This is a genomic window from Pusillibacter faecalis, from assembly GCF_018408705.1.
In the GTDB taxonomy this organism is placed as follows: domain Bacteria; phylum Bacillota; class Clostridia; order Oscillospirales; family Oscillospiraceae; genus Oscillibacter; species Oscillibacter faecalis.
Map to the genome: position 1 here is coordinate 160,439 of NZ_AP023420.1, position 25,606 is coordinate 186,044.

Sequence of the window (25,606 nt, forward strand, 5' to 3'; positions counted from 1 at the left end):
CTCCGCATAGTTTTCTTCAGTATAGCAAATGGAAACCGTGAACACAAGGGGGAGTGTAGTTTGCAGGTCTATCTGGCCGTAACCCCGGGTCAGGCGCAGGCTGCGGCAAAATACCGCCGTCCGCTGGCCCATGTGGCCTATCGCATTGGGGAAGGCTCCGTTCTGCTGCGGCAAAACCTTTTGCTGCAAACCCAGGGCGGCCTTTTGTCCGTCAGTGACCGGAAGGCCCCTGTGATCGACGATCCGGAAGCCCTTTGTGCGGCTGTACTTCGGGAGTGCGGGCGGCGAAACTACCAGGGCATTCTCCTGGACTTTGAGGAACCGCCCCGTCCGGATCGCCAGACCTTTATCCGGCGGCTGGATGAGGTCGCCGGCCGCCGTGCCCTCTACCTTCCGGAGCGGTATGCGGAGGGGACGAAAAACGCGGTCCCCCTGATCTGCGCCGCCGTCTCCGGTGGAAATTTTACGGAACGGCTGAGGGAGGCCGCAGGACAGCGGGGCGGCAGACTGGCACTGGACATGGAGCGGCTGCGTATGGATTTCCGCCTCCCCGCCCCCACCGGCCAGGGCGAGCCTCTCTCCGCCGCCGCCCTGAGCCGGCTGATGGAGCAGGAGGCGCCGGCGGTATTCTTCTCTCAGGACCTGTGCGCCCGCTACTTTACTTACACCCGGGACGGTGAATGTCACTTCGTCCTTTTTGACGACGCCGAAACCCTCCGGCAAAAGCTGCGGACCGGAACCGCCCTGGGGTTCTCCGCCGCCTTTTTCATGTGGCCGGAGGTACAGGATATCGCTGATGGATTATTTCAGCCATTTTAAAGGAGATAGGGTGGAAAAAACGCTGTGCCACATGGCACAGCGTTTTTGATATCCCCATTAATAGAAACGCTTCTTGTTCTTGCGAGCAGCCTCAGACTTCTTGCGACGCTTGACACTGGGACTCTCATAATGCTCTCTCTTGCGGACCTCGGCGATCACGCCCGCCTTGGCACAGCTGCGCTTAAACCGCTTCAGTGCGCTGTCGATGGACTCGCCGTCCTTCACATGGATCTCAGACATCTATATTTCCCTCCCTCCGAGGTATCCGGCTCAATCCAGGATACTTTAAGGGCCATACTTTATGGCTTTAACATGGGTATTATACAAATCTTCCGAAGAGTTGTCAAGAGATTTTACGGAAAATCGCATGTTTCTCTCGGAAATCGCTTGCCTGATGCCAAAATGCCGGGGCTCACTCCGCTCTCCGGCGGTACAAAATGGGCTGGTCATACCCGAAGGTCCGCTTACCGTTGACCTCCATGGTCTCGGATACCTCCAGCACATCCGGGGAAAACCGCTCAAACAGCGTGAATTTCAGCACCGGGGAGAACATGCTGACACTGCCGCCCTCCCACACGCCATTTCGCAGTGTGTAGAGTGCCGGGGTAAACTTTTCGGAAACCCGCAGGTCCGTATAGTGCATAATCGGGAGAGTCTGATAGGTAGGCGCAGTGCCGTCCTTTGGTAACTCATAGGAGGTCAGCAGAACCCCCTCTTCCTCCTCTGTAAAGAGAAAGAGGTGCGGCGAGGCATGGGTTTTTCCGTCAGTGGTATAATAGCTCTCTTCCAGCACAAATTTCCCGTGGAAATCCGTCGGTAAGCCTGTAATTTTATCCTGACAGACCGTATTGACATGCTCTGCAAAAGGAAAGTTCCTCACCCCTTGTTCCTCCAGCTTCCGAACTTGTGCCGCGTTGTCAAAGTGTCCGCACAGGATACTTAAAAATTCGTCCAATCGGTTCATACTTCCTCCTTAAAGACTTCGGTAAGGTCCAAACCGGACAGGCTGGGCCTGTCCGGTTTCACATATCTGTTTCTATAGGCGATTAGGAATTGCAAAGCTTTGCCAGCTTGACGGCCGGTTCCCAATTAGCTCCTGGCGCGAGGTCTCACTGGGGCTTCACAATCAGATTGACCAAACGGTTTTTCACCAGAATCGTCTTCACGATCTTCATGCCCTCGGTGGCCTTCTGGACCTTTTCCACCGCCAGGGCTGCGTCCACCACGGCCTTCTCGCCGCTGTCCACCGGCATGGAGATGGCACCCTTGAGCTTGCCATTCACCTGCACGGCCATGTCCACCGTGCTGGCCACGGTCTTGCTCTCGTCATAGGCGGGCCAGTCAGCCTGGCAGCACATCTTGCCCTCCTTGGCGGCAAAGCCCAGCATCTCCCACAGCTCCTCGGTGATGTGGGGGGCGAAGGGATTGAGGAGCAGCAGCAGCGTGCGTAAATCACCTCGGCTGGCGCCGTTGGCCGTCAGCTCATTGACAGCGGTCATCATCGCAGCGATAGCCGTGTTCATCTTCAGGCTGTCGATATCGTCGGTGACCTTCTTGATGGTCTTGTGGAGGACGGCCTCGTTGGCGGGCGTCACGTCATAGCTCTCCGCCGCGCCCTCGGCCAAGTTCCACACCCGGTCCAGGAACCGCTTGGAGCCCTTGACCGCCTCGGTGGACCAGGTGGCCGCCTGCTCGAAGTCGCCCACGAACATGATATACAGCCGCATGGTATCCGCGCCATACTGGGCCACGATATCGTTGGGGTTGACCACGTTGCCCCGGGACTTGGACATCTTCTCGCCGCCCTCGCCCAGGATCATGCCGTGGCTGGTGCGCTTGGCATAGGGCTCCTTGGTGGGCACCACGCCGATGTCATAGAGGAACTTGTGCCAGAAGCGGGAGTAGAGCAGATGCAGCGTGGTGTGCTCCATGCCGCCGTTGTACCAGTCCACGGGAGACCAGTACTCCAGGGCCTCCTTGCTGGCCAGGGCCTGATCGTTGTGGGGGTCCATATACCGCAGGAAATACCAGCTGGAGCCCGCCCACTGGGGCATGGTATCCGTCTCCCGCTGGGCAGGCCCGCCGCAGCAGGGGCAGGTGGTGTTCACCCAGTCAGTCATCTTGCTCAGGGGGCTCTCGCCGGTGTCGGTGACCTCATAGCTGTCCACCTCCGGCAGCAGCAGCGGCAGCTCAGACTCCGGCAGGGGCACCCAGCCGCACTTGGGGCAGTTCACCAGAGGAATGGGCTCGCCCCAGTACCGCTGGCGGGAGAAGACCCAGTCCCGCAGCTTGTAGTTGGTCTTGGGATGGCCGATCCCCTGCTCCGTGACCCACTTCTTCATGGCGGGGATGGCCTCCTTGACGGTGAGCCCATCCAGGAAGCCGGAGTTGACCATGATGCCCGTGTCATCCTTGAGGGTAAAGGCCTCCTTGGTGATATCGCCGCCCCGGACCACCTCGATGATGGGCAGGCCGAACTTAGTGGCAAACTCCCAGTCGCGCTGATCGTGGCCCGGCACGCCCATGACGATGCCGGTGCCGTAGCCCATCAGCACGTAGTCGGAGACGAACAGGGGCACCTTCTTGCCGCTGGCGGGGTTCACAGCCTCGATGCCCTCCAGCCGGACGCCGGTCTTTTCCTTGTTCAGCTCGCCCCGCTCAAAGTCGGACTTGTGGGCGGCCTCGTCGATATAGGCGGCCACGGCGTCCCAGTTCTGAATCTGATCCTTCCACGCCTGGAGGAAGGGATGCTCCGGGGAGATGACCATATAGGTCACGCCGAAGAGGGTGTCGCACCGGGTGGTATAGACCGTCAGCTTCTGGCCGTTGGTGGCGGTGAAGTCCACCTCGGTGCCCTCGCTGCGGCCGATCCAGTTGCGCTGCTGGGTCTTGACCCGCTCGATGAAGTCCACGTCCTCCAGATCGTCAATGAGCCGGTCGGCATACTTGGTGATGGCCAGCATCCACTGGCTCTTCTCCTTGCGGATGACCTCGCCGCCGCAGCGCTCGCACACGCCGTCCACGACCTCCTCGTTGGCCAGGACGATCTTGCAGCTGGTGCACCAGTTCACCGGCATGGAGGCCTTGTAGGCAAGGCCCTTCTTGAACATCTGCAAAAAGATCCACTGAGTCCACTTGTAGTAGCTGGGGTCGGTGGTATTCACCTCCCGGTCCCAATCGAAGGAGTAGCCCAGCATGTGAAGCTGCTTGCGGAAGTTCTCGATGTTATCGTGAGTTACCTTGGCGGGGTGAATCTTGTGCTGCACGGCGTAGTTCTCCGTGGGCAGGCCGAAGGCGTCATAGCCGATGGGAAAGAGGACATTATAGCCCTGCATCCGCTTCTTCCGGCAAATGATGTCCATGGCGGTAAAAGGACGGGCGTGGCCCACGTGCAGCCCCTGTCCGGAAGGGTAGGGAAATTCGATCAGGCCGTAAAACTTCTCACGGCTCTTGTCCCCGGTGACGGCGGTGAAGGGCTTCTCCTCCAGCCATTTCTTCTGCCACTTCTGCTCAATGGCGGTAAAATCGTACTTCATAACCTTCTCCTCATCTTCAACAATCGGCATGGGCCGCAGCCCATCCATCATGATATCCATATAAAAACGCCCCGGAGCCGCTTGGCTCAGGGGCGTTAAAAACGCGGTACCACCCTGTTTCAGCCCCCCGCTGCCGGACGGGCCCTCTCCGGCGGGTAACGGCGCCTGCCGTTCCGCCCTACCCGCAGGGTTCAGGCGAAAAACTCCGGGACCAGTCATTCACGGGGGCTCCCTGCCGGCTCGCAGCATCCGCCGGCTCTCTGAAAGTGGAAATCTCCGTCTTTCTTCCCTTCAACGTCTTTAACATGGGTATTTTACGGGTCTTTTACAAATTTGTCAAGAGGTTCCGGTGTTTTCTCAAAGAGCACTTGCATTTGCCCGGAAAATGCTGTATACTTCACTCGCTTATTAGTTCATAAAATAAACTATATAAAGGAGGTGCTCATGTGGATCAGACGCGGGAGGAGCTGCTGCGAGCCTGGATGTCTCTCTCGGCCTACATCCGTGGAAACCGGCTGCTACGGGAGCTGTCCATGAATGAAATGTTGGTTTGCAACCTACTGTACCGCCGTCAGGAGGAGGGTGGCCCCCCAGTCACCGCCACGGAGCTTTGCGCGCGGACACAGCTTTTGAAATCTCAGGTCAACCACATTCTCACCGCCATGGAGTCGCGCGGTCTGATCGAGCGTGCCAGAAGCCAGGCGGACCGGCGAGTTGTCCATATTCACCTGCTGGAAAGAGCGCTCCCGCTCTATCGCAGAGAGCACGAAACTGTCCTGGACATCCTGGAGGAAATTCGATCCACCCTGGGCGAGGAGCGGACACGGCAGCTCACAGCCCTTATGGACGAGGCTGTTGCCGCCGTGAATCTACATCAAAAGCAAAGGAGATAAGCATTATGGCGATTCGCATCATCACGGACTCTGCCAGCGATATCACGCAAGAGGAGGCCCGCACCTGGGGGATTCAGGTATTGCCCCTTCGGACCATTTTCGGTGAAGAGGAATTTTTAGACGGAGTCACCATCGACCATCAGACCTTTTTCCAAAGGCTTATTGAATCCGACGTGCTTCCCACCACCAGCCAGCTCTCCCCCTTCCAGTATGAGGGTCCTTTTCAGGAGGCCGTAGAGGCCGGGGACGAGGTGGTTTGCATTACCCTCTCCTCCAAACTCTCCGGGTGCTATCAGAGCGCCGTGATCGCCGCTGAAGGGCTGCCGGTAGTGTTGGTAGACAGCTTGAGCGTCACCGTCGGTCAGAGAATTTTGGTAGAGCTAGCACTGCAGCTGCGGGATCAGGGCCTATCCGCCCAGGAAATCGGCGCTGTCCTGGAACAGGAAAAGCCCCATATCCGCCTCATCGCCCTGTTGGACACCCTGGAATACCTGAAAAAAGGCGGACGCATTTCTCCCGCCGTGGCTCTGGCCGGTTCTCTGTTGTCTATCAAGCCGGTCATCGCCGTGGAAAACGGCGAGGTCACAATCCTGGGCAAAGCCCGCGGTTCAAAAAATGGCAATAATATGCTCATGTCCCTGGTGGAGAAAAGCGGGGGGATTAACTTTGAAAAGCCCTTTTCTCTGGCTTACAGCGGCTTGAGTGACATGTTGCTGCAAAAGTATATCTCCGACAGCGCCCATCTCTATCAGGGCAAGGCAGTGCATCTGCCGGTGGCCCGCATCGGCAGTACTATCGGCACTCACGCTGGCCCCGGCGCCGTGGCCGTGGCGTTTTTTTCCAATCACTAAGTTTTTGCAACCCTATGAGCCAGGGCTTCCGGCGGCCGCCGGAAGCCCTGGCTCATGATCTATATTCTTTCCATTGCTCCCAGCCCGCTCTGCTCGCATATCAGACCGGAGTCCGCCGCCCCCACAAAAGCCAATAGCTCAGCGTCCCCAGTACATAAGCCACCACATCTAAGGGATCGCCGACGCTATCAGGTAGAAACAGAGGGGCGATACACTCCCAGCACAGGCCGCACAACAGGCCCAGGACTACAAGCTCTCCTGGGCGCCTGAGCCGCTTCTCCGGCCAGCGGCTCAGAGAGAGAATCAGATTCAGATAGGCAGCAAACGCGATTCCGCCCAAATAGTCGTTGGCGTGGCAGCGCAGCAAATCTCCAAGCACCCGCACTGTAACACGGGTCTTCACCTGCTGGTTCAACGCATACAGGGCCAGAGGGCCCAGTACCAGCAGCAGATCCCCCCGGCGCTCCCGATTCAGCAAAGAGCAAAAATGATCAGCGCTACCAGCACGGCGCCTACCACACCCCAAAATCCCAATCCGCCGTTGTTGTTCATTTCTGCTCCTCCTTTTTCCTATAGAGCTGTCAAATTCCGCTTTTCGATAGTTTATTATAATATAGCCCTCATCTACGTGTCAATCCCTGACGAGCGCCCTCCCTTTTACCTTAAGTGCTGCCAGGATGAAACTCCGTTGATTTCGCTGATTTCAATTGAAGCACAGAGTCATCCGTGATATCATGAAAATGATAAATCTGTTTTTGGAGGCGTTTAGGGATGAAATGTCCGTTTTGTGGTGAAGAAATGCGGCAAGGAAAACTGCGGACCCGCGGTGAAAACTATTTTGCCCCTGATAGTTGCAAAACGCCGGTTCTTTATACGAAAAAAAGCATAAAAAAAGCAGGAGCTATTCCTGTATCCCCTGATGCCGTAAGCGTATGTGAAGCAAACTGGAACCCTGCTTTTTTATGTCCAAAGTGTCGGAAGTACATTGCGGATTATTGAGTTTATCAAAATATCGACAAACACCGATTAGTCTGGCAGTTACCCATATTGGGGTAACTGCCGCTTAGCTATTTTAGCGGAATTGTTGTATAGACAGGCTTTCAGCAACACAAAAGGGTCCGAACTCTCGCCGCCGCCTAAAAAACGGGACGTGCCGCACTTATGCAGCCCGTCCCGTCAATGTTATTCATCTATGACCAGTCAGTTTAACAGCTTTCCGCCCGCCCACAGGCACAGCGCCGCACATTTCCGTTTTTGTGGGGACCCTGCCATCAAACTCAACTAAACCCAGCCCGTTTTCAGAGGTTGAAGTGCTTGGATGCGCCGCCTGACGTGAAGTTCCATTTAGTCTGCTGTCAGCACGCTGCTAAGGTCCAGCGGCCTTCCATCCCGCCAGAGACGCTCCAAGCCGTAGAACTCCCGGGCCTCCTGAGAAAACACATGGACGCAGATGCAACCGTAATCCAGCAGGACCCAGGTGCCGTCCCGATAGCCCTCCCGGCGCAGAAGCGTCTCTTCTGTCTGCTCCTTCATCGCCTTTTCTACTGCGTCGCAAAGTGCATTGATCTGCGTATTCGAGGTGCCGCTGGCAATCACAAAATAGTCTGCCAGCGTGGTCAGGTCTGCAATTTCAATCGCGGCAATTTCCTTTCCCTTCTTCTCGTCCAGAGCTTTGGCCGCAATGATAGCCAGTTCTTTTGGTGTCATGCCATCGTTCCTTTCCTTATGCCGCCGCAGGCGGCTCAATGATTGAAAAATCAGGTTCCGTGGGCGTTACCGGGGCTGTTGTGCCAGGATCGGTCGTACCCGGGTCCGTAGTGCCGGGATTCGTCGTGCCCGGGTCTGTGGTGCCGGGATTCGTCGTGCCTGGGTCTGTGGTGCCGGGATTCGTCGTGCCTGGGTCTGTGGTGCCGGGATTCGTCGTGCCTGGGTCTGTGGTGCCGGGATTCGTCGTGCCCGGGTCTGTGGTGCCGGGATTCGTCGTGCCCGGGTCTGTGATACCTGGGTCCGTCGTCCCAGGCGTGGTGTCAGGCGTCTCTTCCTCCGGCTCGTCGTCCGTCGAGGGTGTGGAGGGCTTAACAGGCGGCCGAGCCGCCTTGGAATCCTCCACATACCCAGTGGAGGAGCTAACAGAGCCATCAGCATTCACCGACATAATGTCCAGGTCGCTGAGAGCAAAGGTCTCCACAAAGGGGCTGAGCTCATGGTTCACCAGGTCCAGCAGTTCGCCGGCAATGGGAACCACATACGATTGATAGTTATGATAGCTGCGGCTCCAGCAGGAGACGTTCTTGTTGGGCATGGTAAGAAAGTTTACGTTCTCCATCTTCAGCCCGCCAAGGTAGGCGGACTTAGCAAACCAAAGGATATTCTGGAAGGTCAGGTCCGTCTCCACATTTTCCTGGAACACCCTTGCAAACTCATTGACCTTGGTGATATTCTCCAGCTTCAAAAGCTGCTCCACCATGGCGGTCAAAAATGCCTGCTGGGTTTTGATCCGGCCCAGGTCCCCATCCGGATATCCCAGTGTCACGCCGTTTTTCCGGTTGTCATGGCGGTAACGCAGCACCTGCATGGCGTCGTCGCCGGAGAGGAGACGGTAACCTTTTTCCTGGTGGATGTGGAGATCTTGATAGGGGTCGTCGTAGTTCATATCCCGGGGCACGTCAAACCACACGCCGCCCATGGCGTCTACAATCTCGCCTACGGCGTTCCACTCCACGATCACCTGGTAATCCGGTTCAAAGCCCACCAGCTGGGAGATTTCCTTATAGAGGTATTCAATGCCTTTGTCCCCACCACCACCATAGTTGTACACAGCGTTGATCCGCTTGATGTCATAGGGAATGTTCACCATCGTATCCCGGGGGATGGACATCACCGTGGCCTTCTGGTTGGTCACGTCGTAGCTTGCCAGCAGCATGGTGTCGGTATTTCCGCCGCCGCCGGTATCCCGGCCCAGAATCAGCACGGTATAATAATCCTGACTTTTTCGCTCCCCGTCGCTGCGGGGACGCACACCGTCGCCATAATCCAGTTCCTGAACCTCCTCCCCCTCCTGTGCAGGCTTTTTGTTGTTCAGGTCCGGACGAATAAACAGTGCCTTGTAAGCGGCCACCCCTGCCAAGGCCACCGCGAGAATCACCGCCACCGCCACCAGACACTTCTGCTGCCGGCTCAGGCGGCTCTTCTTGGGTTTTTGCGGCTTCTCCTTCGCCGCATGCTTTCCATGTTCTCTCTGCACGATGTCTCTATCCTTTCAAAGCATCCCGCGCCTCTATCGTAGCACGGTGCACCGGGTTTCCCATGGCTGTCATTTCCTGGATCGTCATCTCCAGCCCCATCAACAGGCCCTTATCCAAATCCTCATAACACACATGCCTCAGCTCCTCCACCCCGGGAAAATCCCTGGACGGCTCGATATAATCCGCAAGATACATCACCTTTTCCAGCGCCGTCATGCCGGCATGTCCGGTGGTGTGCCACCAGATAGCCTGATAGATCTCCTCGTCCACGCCGAACACGTCCCGGGCAATCGCGGCTCCTGTCTTTGCGTGAAGCAGCTTCAGCGCCTCTTTTTCCAGTTCATCCAATTCAATGCCGTATCGTTTGCACAGTGCCAGCTGTTCCTCCATATTGAGCTTTTTGGTGCAGTCATGGAGCAATGCTGCAACCCGGGCCTTCTGCACATCAGCGCCATAGCGCTCCGCAAGCCGGATCGCCTCCTGCTCAGTCCCCAGCACATGGGGAATTCTCTTGTACTTTAAATAGGACAGCGCTACCGGCCTTAGCTGGCTGAGAGGAAGATGCCTTAAATCCACATGGGTCTGGTACAGATGCTCCCGCAGGATATAGCCGTACACCGCCGGCGCCAGCCATTTGGAGCCTCCCTTCTGTGCCAGCTGCTCCCGCAGCTCTGTGGACGAGATGTCCATCACCCCAGGAATCGTCATAGTAAAAATTTGAGCCTGTGGATATGTGCGATAGAGATAGTCCCGCTGCACGGAAAACAGCTCTTCTGTGTCCGCCTCCGTCCGCCCAAAGGCGGCGATTCCTGCTAGAGAAAGGATTTTCTCCGGTTCATGCCAATGCTGCAACGTCAAAAACATATCCGTTCCCATCAGCAGCCATAGTTCGTCATCCGGATGCTCCTCCCGCAGCTGGCGCAGCGTGTCAGAGGTAAAGCTGCGTCCTTCCCGCCGCAGCTCCATATCTAGGACCTGTACCCTGTCACCTAAACCGATCTGCTCTCCCGCAAGGCGGGTCATCTCCAAACGCTGATCCGGCGTGGGGCTGCCTGCCGGCAGGTCCTTGTGGGGCGGCATTCCTGCCGGAATCAGCAGCAACTGATCCAGCTTCAGCAGTTCAAACACCGTCCTGGCTGCGGTAATATGCCCCAAGTGAGGCGGATTGAAGGTCCCGCCATAAATGCCGATTTTCAAAGCTTCATCTCCTGTTTTACATTCTTGCGCTTCTGTCCGGTACCTCTGTGGTCTGTGTCATCCACTGCGGCAGGCCGCCATCCTCTTCCGTTATGGTACAAACATTCCTTTCAAGGAACCAAGCGCCGTTCCCCAGATGGAGAGTACAGATCGCTATTATTTCAACCGGCAAGGCCAGCGCCGCCGCTGCCCAGCGGGCGGCTGTTTTCATGCCATTTCCCCCGCTTCTCCTGTTTACAGCGGCTTCTTTCTGGCCGCCTTTACCAGCTGAATACGCTTCTCTCTGGGCTTGCTGTGACTCTCACGATAGAGTACAAACTTTGTTCCGATCACCTGTACTACCTCGCTGCGGGTAGCCTTAGCCAGAGCCTCGGCAGCGGTACGGGCGTCATATTCGATATTATTCTCCAGAACCCGGCCCTTGATGAGTTCCCTCGCCTCCAGGGCGTCGTCGGCCTGTTTAATGAGGTTGTCCCCGATACCGTCCTTGCCTACCTGCAAAATGGTGTCCAGGCTGTTGGCAAGGCCTCGCAGCTGAGCGCGCTGTTTGCTTGTCAGTTCCATGTATATCTCCTTATGATACGATCTCTCCGGCATCACCGGAGTGGAATGTGCCAATTTCCATGCTTTCTTCTCCTCATGAAGCCTCAGATGAGGCAGACTTGCCCTCTGATCAAAACGGATATGTCCGGGTACTTTGATGCCGCTCCATAATCAAGGACTGATCCACGCCTGAGACGGCTGCAATTTTTTTCACAGGCTGATCCCGCGCTCAAAATAGATGTCTATTTTGATAAAGACGTTTATTTCTTCAAATAAGTTTCCAGCTGCTGAGCAAAAAGCCGCAGGGCCCGTCCCCGGTGGGAAATCTCATTCTTTTCCTCCGCCATCAGCTGGGAAAACGTCTTTGCCAGCTCCGGCACAAAGAATACCGGGTCGTACCCAAAGCCGCCCTCTCCCATGGGGGCAAAAGCGATGGTACCGTCACAGCGTCCCTCCGCACTCAGCGTATCCCCGTTTGGAAACACACAGGCGATGGCACAGGTGAAGTGAGCCGCCCGGGTGGTCTGCCCCCGCATATTTTCCAGCAGCAGCGCCGTCCGTCCCCGATCATCCAAGCCCTCGCCGCCGTAGCGGGCGGAATAAACGCCGGGACCGCCGTTCAGCGCATCCACGCACAAACCAGAGTCATCGGCAATTGCGGGGAGCTTTGCCGCCTCGCAGATAGCCTCCGCCTTCAGCATGGCATTTTCCGCGAACGTGGAGCCAGTCTCTTCCACCTCGATATCAATTCCCAAGTCGCCGGGGCTGATCACCTCTACCCCCAGAGACGATAAAATGGAACTCATCTCCTGTAGCTTGCCTGGATTATGTGTCGCCAAAACAAATTTCATGTTATCTCCTCCTTTGTCTCAGGCTGTCCGGCCGCAGCAAGTAAAACCAGCCCTGTACTGATCCCCAAAGAAATCCATCTCTGCTGTAGGTCCCGCCGGTTCCTATTTCTGCCAGGCTGCTGGTGAACTCTGCAATCATCCGAAAGCCAGTCCCTTTCCTCCCTGCAATGTTAAGAGGCCTGCGGCCTTATATGCGCCTGCTGTCATGGGCTTCCTGTCATTTTAAAGCCGCCCTCTGAAGTCTCAGCAGCTCCCGATTCCCCTTGGCGCAGAGCCGCACCAGCTCCTGCTGCTCCGCCAGGGTGAAGGAACGGCCTTCGCCGGTCCCCTGCAGCTCAATGATCTCCCCCAACTCGTTCATGACACAGTTCAAGTCCACCTGCGCCCGGCTGTCCTCGCTGTAGCGAAGGTCCAGCAGCGCCGTGTCATCCACAATGCCGGCAGAGACGCCGGTGACAAAATGCCGGATAGGGTTGGAGGCCACCGCCCCCTCCTCCACCAGCTTCCGGCAGGCAAGACTCAGCGCGATGAACCCGCCGGTGACGGAAGCTGTACGAGTACCGCCGTCCCCCTGGAGCACGTCACAATCCACCGTAATGGTATGCTCTCCCAGCTTGGTCAAATCCACTGCAGCCCGCAGAGACCGGCCCACCAGGCGCTGAATTTCCGCGCTGCGGGGGGAGAGCTTCAGCTTGGAGATATCCCGCTTGCTGCGCTCCCGGTTGGCCCGGGGCAGCATGGAATACTCCGCCGTCACCCAGCCGGTACCCTCCGCCACATGGGGTGGGGTGCGCTCCTCCACACTGGCGCAGCAGAGCACCATCGTGTCGCCGCACTGGATCAGGCAGCTTCCCTCCGCGAATTTCACAAAGTCTGTAGTGATCTTGATGGGTCTCAACTCGTCAAAGGCCCGGCCGTCCTGTCTCATCATGTCGCTCGCTCCTTTTTATCTGTCATTCTGCTGGTACAAAACGCCGCAGCAGCCACCATGTTTTCTGCTACAGGTTTCCCCGGGATGCCCGCTCCAGCTCTGCCCCGGCATTTTCCTGCCCCCAGGAGACGATGAGCTTTCTGCACCTGGCACAGTACCACGCCGGACAAGCCTTGGTCAGCCGGGAGACCGGCAGGCGAATATCTCCCTGGTCCTCCCGGAGCATCAGCATCCGGGGCCCCTTTACAAACGCGGCCGTTCCGCCGCCGGTCTGCAGGAAGCCATGCTCCATGATCTGCCCACAGCCAGGGCATGCCTCGCTCATATGATGGCCTCCACGTATTCCCTGGCATCAAAGGGCCTGAGGTCCTCCAGACTTTCGCCCACGCCAGCCAGCTTTACTGGCACGCCCAGCTCCTTGGCGATGGCCACCACGATGCCGCCCTTGGCAGTACCGTCCAGCTTGGTGAGAACAATTCCGGTGAGACCCGCCGTCTCCTGAAAGGTGCGGGCCTGAATCAAGCCGTTTTGTCCAGTGGTGGCATCCAGCACCAGCAGCGTCTCCCGGGCGCAGCCGGGACACTCCCGGTCTATGATCTTGGAGAGCTTGTGGAGCTCCGCCATGAGGTTGGCCTTATTGTGGAGACGGCCGGCGGTGTCACATAGCACTACGTCCACATTCCGGGCCTTGGCGGCCTGGAGCGCGTCAAAGAGCACAGCGCCGGGGTCTGCCCCCTCGTGCTGGCGCACCAATTCACAGCCGGCGCGCTCCGCCCAAATCTGAAGCTGGTCGGCGGCGGCGGCACGGAAGGTATCCGCCGCGCAGAGGAGGACCCGCTTGCCCTCTCCTTTCAGGCGGTGAGCCAGCTTGCCGATGGAGGTGGTCTTGCCCACGCCGTTGACACCGATGAACAGCACCACGCTGGGCTTGGTGGAGAGGTTCAAAGCCGTCTCCCCCACTGCCATCTCCTCCGCCAGCACATCCCGCAGCGCGGCCTTCACCGACTCCTGGTCCTGAAGCTTTTCCTTTCGGACCCGAACTCGAAGCTTCTCCACCGCGTCCATAGCCGTATCCAGCCCCAAGTCCGCCAGGATCAACGACTCCTCCAGCTCCTCGAAAAAGGCCTCGTCCGCCTCCGTAAAGCCCGAGAAGAGATTCGTGGTAATTTTTTTTAATTTGTCAAAAAAGCCCATAGCACTCGTCCTTTTGCCTTGTTTTTTCTGTTCCCAGGAAGTTTCGCCCCATAGCTCCCGCAGTATTCTCCAGGGTATCTCCCTACCCAGGTTCCACAAGCGGGGCATTTGATCCAGGCGATATCCCCCCTGTGACCATCAAAAGCCCGCCCAGCCATTCCACGAAAAATATCAGGACTGCCCCAGCCGCCAGCGCCGCCGCGCAAATCCAGGGCTTCTGTTTCAGCATCATGGAACATCCTCCTTACTGGATCTTCAGCTCTCTGGCCAGGTCATTCATATTGATGGTCAGAATCTTACTGACGCCCTGCTCCTGCATAGTGACGCCGTAGAGAACGTCCGCCTCCTCCATCGTACCCCGGCGGTGGGTGATCACAATGAACTGCGTCCGGCCTGCCAGCGTGCGCATATAACGTGCATAGCGGGTAACATTGGCGTCGTCCAGCGCCGCCTCGATCTCATCCAACACGCAGAATGGAGTGGGATGCACCTTTAAAATAGAGAAGTACAGTGCGATGGCCACAAAGGCCTTTTCTCCGCCGGAGAGGAGAGAGATGGTCTTCAACGTCTTTCCAGGCGGCTGTGCCTTAATCTCAATGCCGCAATTCAGGATGTCGCTCTCGTCTTCCAATTCCAGTGTAGCCATACCGCCGCCGAACAATTCTGTGAAGGTGGTCTGAAAGCTCTCTCGCAGAAGCCGGAACTGCTCTGTAAAGATGGCGGTCATCTGATTGGTGATCTCCTCGATGATGCTCTCCAACTCCTCCTTCGCCCGTTCCACGTCATTGCGCTGATCCGTGAGATACGTGTAGCGGCTGTTGACCCGCTCAAATTCCTCAATCGCCCCAATGTTAATGGTGCCGAGCCCTGCGACGTCCCGCTTCAGCTCCCCGATCCGGCGGCTGGCCTTGGGCACGCTCTCCAGCTCGATCCGCTGTGCTTGGGCGTCAGAGTGGCTGAGCTCGTAATGCTCCCAGAGCCGGTCCAGAATCTGCTTTTCCTCCATGGCGGAAGTGGCGATCTTCTGCTCCAGTCTGGACGCGGCCCGCTCCAGATTCAAAAGGGTCTCGTTCATCTCCTGCCCCGCCCGGGTCTTCGCGGTGCGCTCTGCCTCCAGTGCCAGCTTTTCCCCATTCAAAGCCGTCAGGCGCTCCCGAAGGGCGTCTCCCTCACCGCTCAGTGCCGCCAGTCTCTCCCGGCGCTTTTGGATTTCACTTTCCGACTCGTCAATGCTATTTTGATAGGTCTGGACGGTCCGCTCCTTCTGGGCGCGGTCCCCGGCCAGCTCCTCCGCCAAACGCCGCAGGTCCGCCCCGCGGCTTTCCGTAGCCTCTTTTTCGGCCCTCAATGCGGCCAGAGCGGATTTTTTTCCGGTGATCTCCTCCGCCAAGGCGCTGGATTGGGCCTGCAGCTCCGACTGGCCGGAGAGCAGCTTCTCCGCCTGTGCCCGGAATTCCTCAGCCAGAGCCTCCTGTTCCTCGACCCGCTTCTCCGCCTCGGCAGAACGGCGGACATTGTCCTCCAGCCTTCCATTCAGGCTCTCCCATTCCCCTGCGAGGTTCTCCTGATTTTCCCTTAGGGACTGCATCAGCACCTCGAAGTGGTGTTTCGTGCCCTCCAGCCGCAGCACAGCGTCCTCTGCCTCCCGCCGCTGGCTCTCGGCGGTCTCCATCTCATACTGGGCGGCGGCCAGCTCTCGCTGGGCGCTCTCCTCCTCCCGCTGGGCGGTGGCGAGCTTCTCGTGCATGGCGGCAGACCGGTCATGGAGCTTTTCAAGCTCCGCAGCGCGGCTTAAAACGCCGCTGCCCCGACTGGTGGAGCCACCGGTCATGGAGCCGCCCCGATTGATGATCTGTCCATCCAGAGTCACAATGCGAAATGCGTTTTGATATTTCCGGGCCATGGCGATCCCGCAGTCCAGGTCCTCCACCACCACGGTTCTACCCAGGAGGTTTTGGAAAATCCCCCGGTATTTCTCGTCAAATTCAATCAGCCGGGAGGCAAGCCCTACAAAGCCGAATTCCGTTTCCAGGCCACGCTGACGCAGCTCCTCGCCTCGGATAGCGGTCAAGGGCAGGAAAGTAGCCCGTCCGGCATCCCTCTGCTTCAAAAAGCCAATGGCGCTTTTGGCGTCCTCCTCCCGGTCCACCACGATGTTCTGCAAGCCCGCTCCTAAAGCAATCTCAATGGCCAGTGCGTATGCCTCGCTCGTTTTCATCAGGCTTGCCACCGGGCCACGAATTCCCCGCAGGCTGCCGGAGGCCTGCATGATCGTCCGCACCGCCTTCGAGAAGCCCTCGTACTCCTTCTCCATCTCTGTCAAAAGACGAATACGGTTGTCCAGCGCGCCCACATCCATGGTCAGTTTTACTCGGGTCTCACCGGCGGCGGCGGCCTTCTTCCGCCGCTCCTCCATCCGCAGGCTGTGGCCCGCAATCATATTACCCACGGCGGCGGCTTCCTCCTGGGCGTCCTCCAGAGCGCGGCGGTTGGTCTTGGCCTCCTGCTCCGTCTGCGCAAGGCGGGTCCGGACCGCAGCCTGTTCCGCTTCCACGGCGGCCTTTCGATCCGCCAGCTGCCCGCTCTCTGCGGCAATGGCGGCGGCTTCTGTCCGGGCATCCGCCGCTGCCGCCGCAGCCATGGCCTCCCGGCCCCGTAGGGACTCCGCCTCGCTCTGGGCTCCACCCGCCTGCTGCGCGGCGGTCTGCGCCTTCTCCATCAAACGAGTGAGCGCGGCCCGAAGGGACTCCGCTTCCAGCTCAATCTGGGCGACGCGCGCCTCCTGTTCCTCCGCCTGCCGGGACAGTCCCCCGGCACGGCTGTCCGTCTCTTCCAGCTCCTGGCGGGCTCGCTCAATATTCTCCCGGTGATGACGGATGGTGCTCTCCAGAACGGCGATGGCGGACTCCTGCTCTTTCGCTTTTGCGTCCAATTCTCCCGTCTGGGTACGAATTTTCTCCGCCTCCATGTCCTTTTGACGCATCCGCTCGCCGTATTGCTCACTTTCAGCATACAGTGCGTCCAGCTTCAAGCGGGCCGCATCCCGCTCCTCCCCCGCCGCGCGGAAGTCCGCCTCCAGCTTGCGGGCCCCGGCCTTCAGCTCATCCAGGTTGTGAAGCCACACGGAGATCTCCAAAAGCCGCAGCTCATCCCGCAAGACCAAATACCGCTTGGCTCTCTCCGACTGCTCCCGCAGCGGCTCCACCTGCAGCTCCAGCTCCGCGATTTTGTCGTTGATGCGCACCAGATTTTCCTCCGTGCGCTCCAATTTGCGCTCTGACTCCTCCTTGCGGTGGCGGAACTTGGAGATGCCGGCGGCTTCCTCGAATATCTCCCGGCGTTCCCCGCTCTTGGCGGAGAGAATCTCGTCGATCTTGCCCTGGCCGATGATGGAATAGCCCTCCTTACCAAGGCCAGTGTCCAAAAACAGCTCCGTCACGTCCTTGAGCCGGACGGACTGGCGGTTGATGTAATATTCGCTCTCGCCGCTGCGGTAGTAGCGGCGAGTGACGGCCACCTCGCTCTCCTCCATGCTGGGGAAAATATGCTCCGTGTTATCCAGAACCAGCGTCACCTGGGCAAATCCCACGGGCGCGCGCTGAGCCGTGCCGCTGAAAATCACATCCTCCATCTTACTGCCCCGCAGGGCCTTGGCGCTCTGCTCTCCCATCACCCAGCGGATGGCGTCGGAGATATTCGACTTGCCAGAGCCGTTGGGCCCCACCACGGCGGTGATGTCCTCCCCGAACTGCAGGACGGTCTTATCTGGAAAGGCCTTGAAGCCCTGGATCTCCAATGCTTTTAAATACACGGTTTCACCTCTGCCGAATCAACATACTTTAACTTGAATACTATATCAAACCGACTCGTCTATTTCAAGGAAAATCCAAAAATTCGAGAATCCAAGTTCTTTTTATGAGAAAATACGAACGGTGCACTAGCGCCATGCACTCTTCTGTCTCAGAGACTTAAATCTGTCTCGCGGAGCACCCTCTACCGCACAAAAAGGACAGGAGGCAACGCCTCCTGTCCCTCCGCTCCTCTGAGCGGCGCATCCGATCTTACGCTTCCACCGGCTTCTTTTTTCGTTGCTCGATCTGTCGGTATAGGCACTGAAGGCCATCGGAGAGCCCGCCGATGTGATCAATCAGCTTCAGTCTCACTGCCTCCTCCCCATAGACAACGCTGCCCACGTCGGCGGCCATATCGTCTTTGCGGAGCATTAACGCCTGAAATTCCTCTGCACGGATGCCACTGTGCCCTGCCACAAAGGCCACGATGCGCTCCTGGAGCCGTTGGAAGTAGTTGTACGTCTGAGGTGCGGCGATCACAGTCCCGCTCATGCGTACCGGATGGATGGTCATGGCGGCGGATGGCACGGCAAAACTGTGCTTAGCCGCTACTGCCAGAGGCACGCCGATAGAGTGGCTCCCCCCCAAAACAATGGAGACCGTGGGCTTGGTCATGCCGGCGATCAGCTCCGCGATGGCAAGTCCCGCCTCCACATCGCCGCCCACCGTGTTGAGCAGAAACAGCACCCCGTCCACCTCGTCGCTCTCCTCCAGCTTGGCAAGCAGAGGCAGGACGTGCTCATATTTGGTGGTCTTAGCTGTGTTGGGCGCGGTGGTATGGCCCTCAATCTGGCCGATGATGGTTAGGCAGTAGACATTCCCATGGGGCGTCCGGGTAATGGCGGCGCCGAAGTCCAGGATTCGCTGCGCGCCGTCCTTGGACTCGGAATCATTCTCCCCGCCTGTCTCTGTGGGCTTTGTGTTTTCAGTCATAATATCCCTCGCTTTCTCTGGTATTGTCCGCATTTTTATGAAAACTACACGCCCGCCGGGGTTTCTTTTTTTCAGCGGACATGATATACTGATTCATCAACATATGAAAAGCAGGAGGCAAGTGCCGTGGAGAAGCAGCGCATTGTGGTGAAGGTGGGCACCTCCACCCTCACCCACGATTCCGGAAATATGGACCTCAGGAATATGGAGCATCTGGTGCGGGCGCTCTCGGACCTCCATGGCATGGGGCATGAAATCATCCTGGTGACATCCGCCGCCATCACGGTGGGCACTGCACGGCTTGGCCTCGGGGAGCGCCCCCGGGAACTGCGGATGAAGCAGGCCGCCGCCGCCGTGGGCCAGTGCCGGATCATGCACATCTATGATAAACTCTTCTCTGAATATAACCGTTCCGTGGCTCAGATTCTGCTCACCGGCGACGACGTGGAGGACCCAGACCGCTCCGCTCACCTGCGCAGCACCTTCTCCGCCCTGCTGGAAATGCGGGTGATCCCCATTGTCAACGAGAACGACTCTGTCTCCTCTGCGGAGATTGAGACGGGCCGGCACAAGGTTCTGGGCGATAATGACACCCTTTCCGCCATCGTTGCAGAGCTGTGTCAGGCGAATCTCTTGATCCTGCTTTCCGATATCGACGGGCTCTATGATGCAGACCCCAGGACTCACCCTGGCGCCAGACTTCTCCATCAGGTGGATGCTCTCACACCGGAAGTTCTGGAGATGGCCGGCGGCGCCGGCAGCTGGCGGGGCACCGGCGGCATGGCCACCAAGCTCTCCGCCGCCCGGATCGCTATGGCCGCCGGGTGCGACATGGTCATTACCAATGGGAATCGAATGGAAGACTTATACGGCATTGTGGCTGGTCAGGACATCGGAACCCGGTTTCTCGCGCAAAGGGCGTGAGCCGCCTGCCGGAGATTTGAACTGTAAGGAGGTTTTCTCTTATGACACCGTTGCAGCAGCAGGGCGCTTTGTGCAAAGCCGCCGGACGGACCCTGGCGACCGCTGGCACCACCCGGAAAAATGAGGCGCTCTCGGCCATCGCGGAGATTTTATCGGAGCGGCAGGACGAGTGGCTCGCCGCCAACGCCGCGGACGTGGCCGCCGCAAAGGAGGCGGGGATGATCCCCTCTATGCTGGACCGTCTGACCCTAACGCCCCAGCGGGTAGCGGACATCGTCTCTGCCGTGCGGCAGGTCATCGCCCTGCCGGACCCTGTTGGGCGGGTGGACCGGATGGAGACCCGGCCCAACGGTCTCATCATCGGACGGCGGCGGGTGCCCCTGGGCGTCATCGCCATCATCTTTGAAGCCCGGCCCAACGTGACCGTGGACGCAGCAGTGCTGTGTCTGAAATCCGGCAACGCCTGCATCCTCCGTGGCGGAAAGGAGGCCATCCGCTCTAACCGCTGCGTCGCGGAGCTGATGCGGAAGGCCCTGGCCTCCGTAGGGCTGCCGGAGGACTGTGTTTATCTCATTTCGGACACCAGCCATGAGACCGCAACGGAGCTGATGCATCTGGACGGCTATGTGGATGTGCTGATTCCCCGCGGCGGCGCGGGGCTGATCCGAGCTGTTGCGAAGGAGGCCAGCGTTCCTGTCATCCGCACCGGAGAGGGCGTATGCCACATTTATGTGGACGACGAGGCAGACCTGGATATGGCGGCAGAAATTCTCTACAATGCCAAGTGCTCCCGTCCCTCCGTCTGCAATGCGGTGGAGTGTGTTCTGGTCCACCAGGCAATTGCGGAGGAGTTCTGGCGGAGGGCCCTGCCTCTGCTGGACCGCCACCATGTGGAGCTGCGGGCCGACGAGGCGGCGCTGCGGCTGCTCGGCAGTCGGGCCGTTCTCGCCGCCACGAGCGACTGGGACGCGGAGTATGACGATTACATCCTCGCGGTGCGGACCGTAAACGGCATGGAGGAAGCCGTCAGCTTCATAAACGACCACGGCACCGGCCATTCCGAGGCCATCATGACCACCAACTATTTCCGGGCCCAGCGCTTTCTGGATGCGGTGGATGCGGCGGCGGTCTATGTCAATGCCTCCACCCGCTTTACGGACGGCGGCGAATTCGGCCTGGGCGCGGAGATCGGCATCTCCACCCAGAAGATGCACGCCCGGGGCCCCATGGGCCTGGAGGAGCTGACCAGCTGTAAATACGTCGTTTATGGCGAAGGCCAGGTGCGGTAAGGAGGAACGGGGTATGTGCGCGCAGACATTTGGATTTATCGGAACCGGCAACATGGGCGGAGCGGTGGCCCGGGCCGTCCGGAAGCATTTGGATGGGGAGCGGCTCCTTCTTGCCAATCGTACAGCTTCCAAGGCGGAAGCTCTTGCACAGGAACTGGGGTGCCGCACGGCGGACAATGAGACCGTGGCGGAAACAGCAAACTTCATCTTCCTTGGTGTTAAGCCCCAGATGATGGCAGCTCTTCTGGCGGAGCTTGGACCGGTACTTGCCCGGCGGACGAACCGTTTCATCCTGGTGACAATGGCAGCCGGACTGACGATTGCCCGCATTCAGGAGCTTTCCGGCGGAAACTACCCGGTCATCCGCATCATGCCCAACACCCCCGCCGCCATTGGCGAGGGCATGGTGCTCTATACCTGCAGCGAGGGTGTCTCCCCAGACGAGGAACAGGTCTTTCTGGAAGCTATGTCCGGAGCGGGCCGGCTCTCGGCACTTTCGGAGTCACTTATGGACGCCGGCAGCGCCGTTGCCGGCTGTGGCCCCGCCTTTGTGGATCTTTTCATTGAGGCTCTGGCGGACGGAGGCGTGGCCTGCGGCCTGCCTCGGGCTCAGGCGCTGGAGTTCGCGGCCCAGATGACCGCCGGAGCCGCCAAGCTGGTTCTATCCTCCGGCCAACACCCCGGCGCTTTGAAGGATGCGGTCTGCTCCCCCGGCGGCACCACCATTCAAGGTGTCCGCGCTCTGGAGGCGGCGGGTTTGCGCAGCGCTGTGATCGAGGCAGTCCTGGCGTCCTATGAGAAAAACTTCGACCTGAAATAAGAAAAGCCGCCCGTTTCCGGGCGGCTTTTCTCTCTATTCTCCCCACTGGACGTCCACGATGGTACCGTCCGCGAACTCCATGTACTCGCTTTTGAGGATGTAGTCCGTCTTGCCAATGCGGACCTCCTGATCTCCCACCTTGGTGGTCATCACCTCCGCAGTGGGCGTCTGTGTGACGGCGGTGAAGAGAAGTGTCGTATGCTCCTCATCCTCAATCCACTCCCCGCCTGCGCTGAGAACGTAGTACGGCTCCTGCTCCACAGCCACAATCTCGCCGCCCACCAGTGCGCCGCTGGCCATCAGCGGGGACGGCAGATGGTTCACACAGTTTTCATAAAGCTCCGCAGGAACGCCCTCCACCTTCACAACAAACGTCACTTTCGTCATCGCCCGCTCGGCGCCGATGCTGTCGTCAGGCCCTAGCAGCTTCCAGCCCACAAAGGCCGCCACCGCAATCATCAAAATAACGGCGATGATATCCACAATATTAAATCTGCCAACACGCTTTGCTTTTTCTTCCATGGTTTCCTCCGTGACGGGTCAGAGCCCGGTTTTCTTTCTGTGGACAATACACGGGAAATATTGTATACTATTTTTTGCGGTTTTGCAATGCCAATCTTTTTCTCTCTCCGCACCGCACCTCTGCGGTCCGGAGCTCTTTACACTTTTGATAAAGGCGGGAGCTTTCCATGAAGGTCATCCATCTCATCAGCGGCGGCGACTCTGGCGGCGCCAAAACCCATGTGCTGAGCTTGCTGCAGAATTTAAACCAGACCATCACCGCCCAGTTGGTCTGCTTTCGGGACGGTCCCTTTGCAGAAGAGGCTCGGAGCCGTGGTATCCCAACTGAGATCATGGGCGGGAATAATATCCCCCGCCTGCAGCGCCAGCTCAAGGCGTATATCCGTGCGGGCGGCTACCAGCTGATTCACTGCCATGGTTCCCGGGCCAACATGGTGGGCGCGTTGCTGCGGCGCTCCACCGGTCTGCCGGTAGTCAGCACGATCCACAGTGACTACCGCCTGGACTATATGGGTCGTCCACTCAGCCGTCTGACCTTCGGTACCATCAATGCCTGGGCCCTGCGGCATCTGGACTACCGCATCGGTGTGTCCGATGCCATGGTGGACCTGCTGATCTCCCGGGGCTTTCCCCCGGACCGCTTCTACGCCATCTATAACGGTATTGATTTTACACCGCCTCCCGCCCAGGGGGAACGGCTCCCATACCTGCGGTCCCTGGGCGTGGATGCCGATGAGGACAGCGTGGTGGTGGGTATTGCCGCCCGTCTCAACCCCGTCAAGGACATGGCCACGCTGGTGCGGGGCTACGCGGCGGCCTGCCGCACGTGTCCCCGGCTGCGGCTGGTAATCGCCGGCGAGGGGCCGGAGCGGGAAAAGCTAGGCGCCCTAGCCCAGGAGCTTGGCGTAAATGTGACCTTCGCCGGCTGGATCAGCGGCGGCATGGATCAGTTCTACTCCGCTCTGGATATCAATGCCCTTACTTCCCTGTCCGAGACCTTCCCCTACGCTCTGACGGAAGGTGCACGCTTTCGCCTTGCAACCGTGGCCTCGGCGGTGGGCGGCATCCCCGATCTCATTGATTCAGGCGTGAACGGCTGCCTCTTCCAGCCCGGAGATTGGCAGACCCTGGGAGAGCATCTGGCAGCTCTTGGCAGCAACGACACGCTGCGCCGCCAACTGGGGGAAAAGCTCTATGAAAAGGCCTCCTCCAAGTTCTCCATCCAAAAGACCGTGGACACGCAGCTTCACATCTATCAGGAGATTCTCCGCCGCCACAGCCGCCTGAAGACCACCCGGGACGGCGTGGTGATCTGCGGTGCCTATGGCCGGGGCAACGCCGGCGACGACGCCATTCTGGAGGCCATTTTGCAGGAAATGGCCTTGATCGATCCGGACATGCCGGCCACCGTTCTCAGCAAGGAACCCAAGAGCACCCGCCTTGCCTATCGGGTGCGCTCTGTCAGCCGCACCAACATGTTCGCGTGGCACAGCGCCATGAGGCATGCGAAGCTCTATATTAACGGCGGTGGAAGCCTCATTCAGGACGTCACCTCCCGGCGGTCCCTGTGGTTCTATCTCCTGAATATTGCCGTCGCCAAGCGCTGCGGCTGCAAGGTGCAGATGTACGGCTGCGGCATCGGCCCTGTCACCCGGGAAAACCACCGCCGTCTAGCGGCGCGAGTCCTCAACCGCTATGTGGATGTTATCACCCTCCGGGAGCCGGACTCCCGGGAGGAGCTGCGGGCCATGGGTGTCACAAAACCGGAAATCCTCCTCACGGCAGACCCGGCCCTGACCCTCCGCAAGGCGGAGGACGATCAGATCGACAGCGTTCTGCTGCGTGCCGGTATCCCGCCCCAGGGGCGGTATCTCTGCTTTGCTCTGCGGCAGTGGCGGGGCTTTGAGGAAAAAGCCCCCCTTTTTGGCGCGGCGGCCTGCTACGCCTATAAGACCTATGGACTGATCCCGGTGTTTACAGCAGTGGAAAAACATCTGGACCCCGCCGCCGCACGTCTTGCGGCCCAGGGGCTGGACATTCCTCACTACTTTTTGGATGACGCCGGCGGCGCCGGCACCATCATTGGGGCGCTGAGCCGGATGGAGGCTGTGGTGTCCATGCGGCTCCATGCGCTGATCTTCGCCGCAGGCCAGGGCATCCCTCTGGCTGGCGTGGTGTACGACCCCAAGGTCTCCGCATTCCTGCGCTATACCGGCCAGGACAACTTCACGAACTTGGAGGACCTGACGGAAGCGGCGCTGCGGGCCATGATCGACCGGGCGGTGGGGCAGGCGGGGCATCCCGAGACCCAGGCCGCCGCGGTGGAGCGGCTCCAGGCCATGGAGGGCGGAAACGTGGCGGTGGCCCGGCGGCTGCTGAAGCTCTGAAAAGCAGCGCCTGCGCGGATGTCTATATCCGCGCAGGCGCTGTATTTTTTTCAAAAACCTCTCGACTTTTTGTGTTCCATCAATTTATAATAATTTATAGGAGTGCAGAAAGTAGGTGATACAACATGAGCCCTCGCACGGGGCGGCCAAAAGCAGAAAACCCGTTGAATGTTGATTTAAAGGTGCGATTTGACCAAGACACCAACACGCGTTTGCTGGCCTACTGCAAAAAACACGGAATTACCAGAACAGAAGCCATTCGGCGCGGCATCCATCTGCTTTTGGAGGAAACGCAATAAGACAACCGGGCCCCCAACATTCCAAAAGCCCGATTGCCTTATTCACACCACACCCGGAGGTCTGGTAAATCCATACTACCACACTTCCCGGTGCATTTCAAGAGGAGGTTTTTTTCATGAGCATCTCTCACACCCTGCTGGACATGGAGCCGGTACTCTCCCGGCTCTCCTACGGCGTGGACGCGCTCCATCTGATGGCACTGGGGCTTGAGGAAACCACATGTCAGTGCGGCCTGTACGCCGTCTCCGACTACCTGCGTGACGTCCGGCAAGAGCTTCTCTCCCTATATGGCGAAGCGCTGAATGCCCTTTCCCTCGGGGAGGCCGGTTAGGACTTCCCACACCGCGCCCGCTGGGCGGCAATCGTCGCCAGCGTATCTCCCAGCTGAACGAGAATTGCCGCCGTCAGTCCCAAATCGTCATCGGACAGCTGCTCCGCGATGGCCACGGCCAGGGTGTTGACGGCGGTGGTCAGGGCCAGTGGATCACAGTTCTTCATGTTTATCACCTGGGAAATTGTA

Annotated in this window: 27 protein-coding genes and 1 other annotated feature; of the genes, 10 read left to right on the top strand and 17 right to left on the bottom strand. The window is 58.8% G+C overall.

Going from position 1 to position 25,606, the window contains the following annotated elements:
- The first annotated feature begins 60 nt into the window (after positions 1–60).
- The gene (locus KJS55_RS00755) at positions 61–819 is read left to right on the top strand and encodes a glycoside hydrolase family 18 protein (RefSeq protein ID WP_187032532.1); all 759 of its coding nucleotides are present in this window, start codon (positions 61–63) and stop codon (positions 817–819) included.
- A 57-nt stretch (positions 820–876) separates the two neighbouring features.
- On the opposite strand, the gene rpsU is transcribed toward KJS55_RS00755, so the two are convergent.
- The 3 genes from rpsU to leuS all read right to left on the bottom strand — a co-directional run bounded on the left by rpsU (position 877) and on the right by leuS (position 4,355).
- Entirely contained in the window at positions 877–1,059 is a 183-nt protein-coding gene (gene rpsU / locus KJS55_RS00760) for a 30S ribosomal protein S21 (protein WP_091132569.1), read from the bottom strand.
- A 172-nt stretch (positions 1,060–1,231) separates the two neighbouring features.
- Positions 1,232–1,783: a hypothetical protein gene (locus KJS55_RS00765; protein WP_187032534.1), complete on the bottom strand. Its 552-nt coding sequence runs from the start codon at positions 1,781–1,783 to the stop codon at positions 1,232–1,234.
- 145 nt (positions 1,784–1,928) lie between these two features.
- Positions 1,929–4,355 (bottom strand): leucine--tRNA ligase, encoded by a 2,427-nt coding sequence (gene leuS, locus KJS55_RS00770; RefSeq protein ID WP_213543625.1) that lies wholly within the window; start codon positions 4,353–4,355, stop codon positions 1,929–1,931.
- A gap of 85 nt (positions 4,356–4,440) precedes the next feature.
- Positions 4,441–4,659: a binding site (T-box leader), on the bottom strand.
- A gap of 142 nt (positions 4,660–4,801) precedes the next feature.
- Here leuS and KJS55_RS00775 point away from each other — a divergent pair.
- On the top strand, positions 4,802–5,248 hold the full coding sequence (locus KJS55_RS00775) for a MarR family winged helix-turn-helix transcriptional regulator (RefSeq protein ID WP_213542442.1): 447 nt from the start codon (positions 4,802–4,804) through the stop codon (positions 5,246–5,248).
- Positions 5,249–5,253: 5 nt separating this feature from the next.
- Positions 5,254–6,099: a DegV family protein gene (locus KJS55_RS00780; protein WP_213542444.1), complete on the top strand. Its 846-nt coding sequence runs from the start codon at positions 5,254–5,256 to the stop codon at positions 6,097–6,099.
- A 100-nt stretch (positions 6,100–6,199) separates the two neighbouring features.
- Here the strand turns inward: KJS55_RS00780 and KJS55_RS00785 are convergent, their stop codons facing one another.
- Entirely contained in the window at positions 6,200–6,577 is a 378-nt protein-coding gene (locus tag KJS55_RS00785; protein ID WP_213542446.1) for a hypothetical protein, read from the bottom strand.
- Positions 6,578–6,870: 293 nt separating this feature from the next.
- Between KJS55_RS00785 and KJS55_RS00790 the strand changes: the two genes are divergently transcribed.
- Complete coding sequence (locus tag KJS55_RS00790; protein ID WP_213542448.1) at positions 6,871–7,098, top strand: PF20097 family protein; 228 nt, start codon at positions 6,871–6,873, stop codon at positions 7,096–7,098.
- Positions 7,099–7,443: 345 nt separating this feature from the next.
- Here the strand turns inward: KJS55_RS00790 and rsfS are convergent, their stop codons facing one another.
- The 11 genes from rsfS to KJS55_RS00845 all read right to left on the bottom strand — a co-directional run bounded on the left by rsfS (position 7,444) and on the right by KJS55_RS00845 (position 18,844).
- On the bottom strand, positions 7,444–7,806 hold the full coding sequence (gene rsfS / locus KJS55_RS00795; RefSeq protein ID WP_187032542.1) for a ribosome silencing factor: 363 nt from the start codon (positions 7,804–7,806) through the stop codon (positions 7,444–7,446).
- A 16-nt stretch (positions 7,807–7,822) separates the two neighbouring features.
- Positions 7,823–9,343, bottom strand: coding sequence for an LCP family glycopolymer transferase (locus KJS55_RS00800; RefSeq protein ID WP_213542450.1), 1,521 nt, complete (start codon positions 9,341–9,343; stop codon positions 7,823–7,825).
- Positions 9,344–9,350: 7 nt separating this feature from the next.
- Positions 9,351–10,541, bottom strand: coding sequence for a nicotinate (nicotinamide) nucleotide adenylyltransferase (nadD, locus tag KJS55_RS00805; RefSeq protein WP_213542452.1), 1,191 nt, complete (start codon positions 10,539–10,541; stop codon positions 9,351–9,353).
- A gap of 234 nt (positions 10,542–10,775) precedes the next feature.
- The gene (gene yhbY, locus KJS55_RS00810; RefSeq protein WP_187032549.1) at positions 10,776–11,105 is read right to left on the bottom strand and encodes a ribosome assembly RNA-binding protein YhbY; all 330 of its coding nucleotides are present in this window, start codon (positions 11,103–11,105) and stop codon (positions 10,776–10,778) included.
- A 239-nt stretch (positions 11,106–11,344) separates the two neighbouring features.
- Positions 11,345–11,935 carry an XTP/dITP diphosphatase gene (locus KJS55_RS00815; protein WP_187032551.1) on the bottom strand — a complete coding sequence of 197 codons (591 nt, stop codon included), beginning with the start codon at positions 11,933–11,935 and terminating at the stop codon, positions 11,345–11,347.
- 217 nt (positions 11,936–12,152) lie between these two features.
- The gene (gene rph, locus KJS55_RS00820; RefSeq protein WP_187032587.1) at positions 12,153–12,863 is read right to left on the bottom strand and encodes a ribonuclease PH; all 711 of its coding nucleotides are present in this window, start codon (positions 12,861–12,863) and stop codon (positions 12,153–12,155) included.
- Between the two features lie 70 nt (positions 12,864–12,933).
- Positions 12,934–13,191: a PF20097 family protein gene (locus KJS55_RS00825; protein ID WP_213542454.1), complete on the bottom strand. Its 258-nt coding sequence runs from the start codon at positions 13,189–13,191 to the stop codon at positions 12,934–12,936.
- Positions 13,188–14,060: a signal recognition particle-docking protein FtsY gene (ftsY, locus tag KJS55_RS00830; protein WP_207724411.1), complete on the bottom strand. Its 873-nt coding sequence runs from the start codon at positions 14,058–14,060 to the stop codon at positions 13,188–13,190. Before ftsY ends, KJS55_RS00825 begins: the two co-directional genes overlap by 4 nt.
- 82 nt (positions 14,061–14,142) lie before the next feature.
- Positions 14,143–14,292, bottom strand: a complete 150-nt coding sequence (locus tag KJS55_RS00835; protein ID WP_213542456.1) for a hypothetical protein — start codon at positions 14,290–14,292, stop codon at positions 14,143–14,145.
- 12 nt (positions 14,293–14,304) lie between these two features.
- Entirely contained in the window at positions 14,305–17,871 is a 3,567-nt protein-coding gene (smc, locus tag KJS55_RS00840; protein WP_213542458.1) for a chromosome segregation protein SMC, read from the bottom strand.
- A 250-nt stretch (positions 17,872–18,121) separates the two neighbouring features.
- Positions 18,122–18,844 (bottom strand): ClpP family protease, encoded by a 723-nt coding sequence (locus KJS55_RS00845; RefSeq protein WP_187032561.1) that lies wholly within the window; start codon positions 18,842–18,844, stop codon positions 18,122–18,124.
- Positions 18,845–18,970: 126 nt separating this feature from the next.
- Between KJS55_RS00845 and proB the strand changes: the two genes are divergently transcribed.
- From proB to proC, 3 genes are read left to right on the top strand one after another with little or no spacing between them, the layout of a single operon-like run.
- The gene (gene proB, locus KJS55_RS00850; protein WP_187032563.1) at positions 18,971–19,768 is read left to right on the top strand and encodes a glutamate 5-kinase; all 798 of its coding nucleotides are present in this window, start codon (positions 18,971–18,973) and stop codon (positions 19,766–19,768) included.
- Positions 19,769–19,809: 41 nt separating this feature from the next.
- Positions 19,810–21,057: a glutamate-5-semialdehyde dehydrogenase gene (locus tag KJS55_RS00855; protein ID WP_187032565.1), complete on the top strand. Its 1,248-nt coding sequence runs from the start codon at positions 19,810–19,812 to the stop codon at positions 21,055–21,057.
- A 13-nt stretch (positions 21,058–21,070) separates the two neighbouring features.
- Positions 21,071–21,877 (top strand): pyrroline-5-carboxylate reductase, encoded by an 807-nt coding sequence (gene proC, locus KJS55_RS00860; RefSeq protein ID WP_187032567.1) that lies wholly within the window; start codon positions 21,071–21,073, stop codon positions 21,875–21,877.
- A gap of 33 nt (positions 21,878–21,910) precedes the next feature.
- On the opposite strand, the gene KJS55_RS00865 is transcribed toward proC, so the two are convergent.
- Positions 21,911–22,399 carry a DUF4330 domain-containing protein gene (locus KJS55_RS00865; RefSeq protein WP_187032569.1) on the bottom strand — a complete coding sequence of 163 codons (489 nt, stop codon included), beginning with the start codon at positions 22,397–22,399 and terminating at the stop codon, positions 21,911–21,913.
- A 167-nt stretch (positions 22,400–22,566) separates the two neighbouring features.
- On the opposite strand from KJS55_RS00865, the gene csaB reads away from it, so the two are divergent.
- The 3 genes from csaB to KJS55_RS00880 all read left to right on the top strand — a co-directional run bounded on the left by csaB (position 22,567) and on the right by KJS55_RS00880 (position 25,417).
- Positions 22,567–24,786, top strand: coding sequence for a polysaccharide pyruvyl transferase CsaB (csaB, locus tag KJS55_RS00870; protein WP_213542460.1), 2,220 nt, complete (start codon positions 22,567–22,569; stop codon positions 24,784–24,786).
- Between the two features lie 125 nt (positions 24,787–24,911).
- On the top strand, positions 24,912–25,085 hold the full coding sequence (locus KJS55_RS00875) for a CopG family transcriptional regulator (protein ID WP_187032573.1): 174 nt from the start codon (positions 24,912–24,914) through the stop codon (positions 25,083–25,085).
- Positions 25,086–25,201: 116 nt separating this feature from the next.
- Positions 25,202–25,417 (top strand): hypothetical protein, encoded by a 216-nt coding sequence (locus KJS55_RS00880; protein ID WP_187032575.1) that lies wholly within the window; start codon positions 25,202–25,204, stop codon positions 25,415–25,417.
- Here KJS55_RS00880 and KJS55_RS00885 read toward each other — a convergent pair.
- Positions 25,414–25,584 (bottom strand): DUF6774 domain-containing protein, encoded by a 171-nt coding sequence (locus KJS55_RS00885; RefSeq protein WP_187032577.1) that lies wholly within the window; start codon positions 25,582–25,584, stop codon positions 25,414–25,416. The genes KJS55_RS00880 and KJS55_RS00885 overlap by 4 nt on opposite strands.
- Positions 25,585–25,606: the final 22 nt, after the last annotated feature.